This is a genomic window from Mesorhizobium sp. M2C.T.Ca.TU.002.02.1.1, assembly GCF_003997225.1.
Window position 1 is genome coordinate 1 of sequence record NZ_RZTO01000625.1, and the last position, 3,765, is coordinate 3,765.

A 3,765-nucleotide genomic window follows, 5' to 3' on the forward strand; every position below is an offset into this window, starting at 1 on the left:
GCCCTGCCCGCCCTTGAGCAGCTTTGCCCGCGCCAGTTCCTGGCGCGCGATCTTCTGCGCCTGCGCCAGCGAGTTCTTCGCCATGTCCTGCAGGCGCAGGCCGCCGAGCGGCAGCGTGATGCCGTCGCCGATCGCCTCGCGATTGATGTCGATCAACTCGAGGCTGCCGCCGCCAAGGTCGCCGGCGATGCCGTTGGCCGGATGGAAGCCGGAAATGACGCCGAGCGCGGAATAATGAGCCTCCTGGCGGCCGGTGAGCACGCGGATCTCGGTCTTCAGCACATCCTCGGCGCGGTGGATGAAATCGGGACCGTTGCCCGCCTCGCGCGCGGCCGCGGTGGCCAGCACATAGATGTGCTCGGCGCCCGCCTGATCCGACAGCGCGCGGAACCGGCGAAATTCCTCCATCGAGCGCGTCACCGCTTCAGGGTCGAGCTTGCCCGTCGAAACGATGCCGCGGCCGAGACCGGCCAGCATCTTTTCGTTGAACAGAAGCGTGGGCGAGCGCGCCAGTCCCTCATAGACGACAAGGCGGATCGAGTTCGATCCGATGTCGATGATCGACAGCGGTCGCCGGTCCTGAAGCCGGCCCTGGGAAACTGCGATCACGCGGCGCCGTTTTTCTTGCGGCGCTTGAACTGGGCGATGCGCTTGGGCGCATGCGATTTCAGCGCGTCGCCCCGTCCGGAGAGGCTCGGATTGGTCATGAAATATTCCTGCGCGTTGAACGGTTCCTCACCCTCTTCCAGCACAACGCGCCGGGAGGTGCCGTCAGCCAATACGTCGAAACTTTGCTGGTTGTCCATGACATTGCCCAGCATGATCTGACCAAGCACCTGTTCATGCACAGTTGGATTGGTGATCGGCACCAGGGTCTCGACGCGGCGGTCGAGATTGCGCGGCATCATGTCGGCGGACGAGATGTAGACGATCGCCTCGTCCGACGGCAGGCCGTGGCCGTTGCCGAAGCAGAAGATGCGGCTGTGCTCGAGGAAACGGCCGACGATCGATTTGACCCTTATGTTCTCGGAAAGGCCCGGCACCTGCGGCCTCAGGCAGCAGATGCCGCGCACGACGAGGTCAATCTCGACGCCGGCGCGGCTGGCGTCGTAGAGCGCATCGATGACGATCGGATCGACCAACGCGTTCATCTTCATCCAGATGCGCGCCGGCCGGCCTTCGCGCGCGTGGACGATTTCCTCGGCGATGTGCTTGAGGATGCGCTTGCGCAGGGTGAAAGGCGACACGGCAAGCCGCATCTCCTCGGCCGGTTCGGCATAACCGGTGATGAAGTTGAATATCTGCGCGACATCGCGCGCGATCGCCGGATCGGTGGTGAAGAAGGACAGATCGGTGTAGATGCGGGCGGTGACCGGGTGGTAGTTGCCGGTGCCGAGATGCACGTAATTGCGCAGCTTGCCATCCTCGCGGCGCACCACCAGCGACATCTTGGCGTGCGTCTTCAATTCGAGGAAGCCGAACACGACCTGCACGCCGGCGCGTTCGAGGTCGCGCGCCCAGCGGATGTTGGCCTCCTCGTCGAAGCGCGCCTTGAGCTCGACGAGCGCCGTCACCGACTTGCCGGCCTCGGCGGCGTCGATCAGGGCGCGCACGATCGGGCTGTCGTTGGAGGTGCGGTAGAGCGTCTGCTTGATCGCCACCACTTCCGAATCCGCCGCCGCCTGGCGCAGGAACTGCACCACCACGTCAAAGGATTCATAGGGGTGGTGGACGATGATGTCCTTCTCGCGGATGGCGGCAAGGCAGTCGCCGCCATGCTCGCGGATGCGCTCGGGGAAGCGTGGATTGTAGGGCGTGAATTTCAGATCGTCGCGCGGAATGGCGACGATCTCGGAAATCTGGTTGAGCGCAAGCGGGCCGGTGAGCACGCTGATGCGGCTCGACGAGACGCCGAGCTCGCCGGCAACGAAATCGCGCAATTCGGCCGGCATCAGCGTGTCGAATTCGATGCGGATCACCGAACCGCGGCGGCGCCGCTTCAGCGCCGTCTCGAACAGGCGCACGAGATCTTCCGACTCTTCCTCGACCTCGATATCGCTGTCGCGGATGATGCGGAACGTGCCGGAGCCCTTGACCTCGTAGCCTGGGAAAAGCTTGCCGATGTAGATGCCGACCGCCTCCTCCAGCGGAATGAACCGCACATGATGCTTGCGGTCGGGCAAGCGGATGAAGCGCCTGAGCGCCACCGGCAGGCGCAAAAGCGCGCTCATCTCCTCGCCGTTCTTGCGATGGCGTAGTTGCAGCGCGATCGAGAAGCCTAGATTGGGGATGAACGGGAACGGATGCGCCGGATCGATCGACAGCGGCGTCAGCACCGGGAAGACCTGCTCCTGGAAATGCTCTTCCAGCCAGGCCTTCTCGTCCTTGGTGAGCGCGTCGCGGGTGATGCTTTCGATGCCTTCCTTGTTGAGCAAGGTCATCAGCGCCGAGAGGCTCTTCTGCTGGTCCTCCTGCAGCCGCTCGACCTCGCGCAGCAATTGCTCGAGCTGCTGCTCGGGCGTGCGGCCGTCCGGGCTTTTCAGGGCGATGCCCTCGCGCACCTGGCCGGCGAGGCCAGCGACGCGCACCATGAAGAACTCATCGAGGTTGGCGGCCGAGATCGACAGGAAACGGACGCGTTCGAGCAGCGGATGATGCTGGTTCAGCGATTCTTCCAGCACGCGGCGGTTGAATTGCAGCCAGGAGAATTCGCGGTTGACGAAACGGTCGGGATTGCCGCCGTCCGGGCTTGCCGCCTCGACGGTGATGAACTCGCTCTGCACCGGCTTCAGTTCGTTCATGGTTTCCCGCTCTTGCCCGCAACCGTCCCTGGGGAGCGCCGCATATTGCCGTTCGGCGACGCTCTAGCATGTCTTTGTGACGCATGATCGTCACGGAATCGCCCCGACGCCGGCCTCATGCGCTTAACCGGCTCAACTTATCCTCTGACAGGCTTTTGCGACAGTTTGATTTCATCGATCTTGCAAACTGGGCTGTTATGCTCCAGATGCAGGCTGGTCACACCCACTGGCCGAACCCAATTGGAGACGACGATGGCAGGCGGCAGCATTCCCCATTTCCAAAACGACGCGGGCCATCCGGTCATCGAGATCGGCGTCAAGGAATTCATGTGCACCGGCGCCAACCCGCCTTTCGACCATCCGCATGTGTTCCTCGACATGGGCGACGACAATGAGAAGGTCTGCCCCTACTGCTCGACGCTCTATCGCTATTCGCCATCGCTGAAAGCGACGGAAACGCAGCCGGCCGGCTGCCTCTATGTCGACCAGGCCGCCTGATCGCCCCCTTTCGACCATGACTGAAACGCGGTCCCGGCAGATCGTCATCGTCGGGGCTGGCATCGCCGGGCTGACGGCAGCACTTGCCTTCGCCGAGCGCGGCTTCCCGGTAAGACTGTTCGAGCAGGCCAGGCAACTCGAAGCGGCCGGCGCCGGTCTCCAGCTTTCCCCCAACGCGACCCGCATTTTGCGCCGGCTCGGCGTGCTCGAGCGCCTGCTGCCCAATGCAGTCCGGCCGCAAGCGGTGGTGCTGAAGGACGCAGGGAGCCTGCGCGAGCTGGCGCGCGTGCCGCTTGGTGCGGCGGGTGAAAGTCGCTGGGGCGCCCCTTATCTCGCAGCACATCGCGCCGACCTGCAGGCGGCGCTGATGGCAGCGGTGGCGCAACGGCCGGAGATCGAGCTTGTCACCGGCGCGCGGGTGACCGGGATCGCCACCGGCCCGCAAAGTCTTGTCGCGACGGTCGAG

3 protein-coding genes and 1 pseudogene are annotated in these 3,765 nt (G+C 64.2%); 2 read left to right on the top strand and 2 right to left on the bottom strand.

The annotated features are described in order from the left end of the window. Both EOD07_RS26315 and EOD07_RS26320 read right to left on the bottom strand, forming a co-directional pair. Positions 1 to 609 (bottom strand): annotated as a pseudogene (locus tag EOD07_RS26315) (exopolyphosphatase); the annotation flags it as partial. Next, positions 606 to 2,801, bottom strand: coding sequence for an RNA degradosome polyphosphate kinase (locus EOD07_RS26320; RefSeq protein ID WP_127237492.1), 2,196 nt, complete (start codon positions 2,799 to 2,801; stop codon positions 606 to 608). The gene EOD07_RS26320 and the pseudogene EOD07_RS26315, both read right to left, overlap by 4 nt. Positions 2,802 to 3,053: 252 nt before the next feature. Between EOD07_RS26320 and EOD07_RS26325 the strand changes: the two genes are divergently transcribed. Both EOD07_RS26325 and EOD07_RS26330 read left to right on the top strand, forming a co-directional pair. Further along, the gene (locus EOD07_RS26325) at positions 3,054 to 3,299 is read left to right on the top strand and encodes a zinc-finger domain-containing protein (RefSeq protein WP_027169907.1); all 246 of its coding nucleotides are present in this window, start codon (positions 3,054 to 3,056) and stop codon (positions 3,297 to 3,299) included. Between the two features lie 16 nt (positions 3,300 to 3,315). Continuing rightward, on the top strand, positions 3,316 to 3,765 hold a 450-nt coding region (locus tag EOD07_RS26330; RefSeq protein WP_127237493.1), incomplete at its 3' end, for an FAD-dependent oxidoreductase.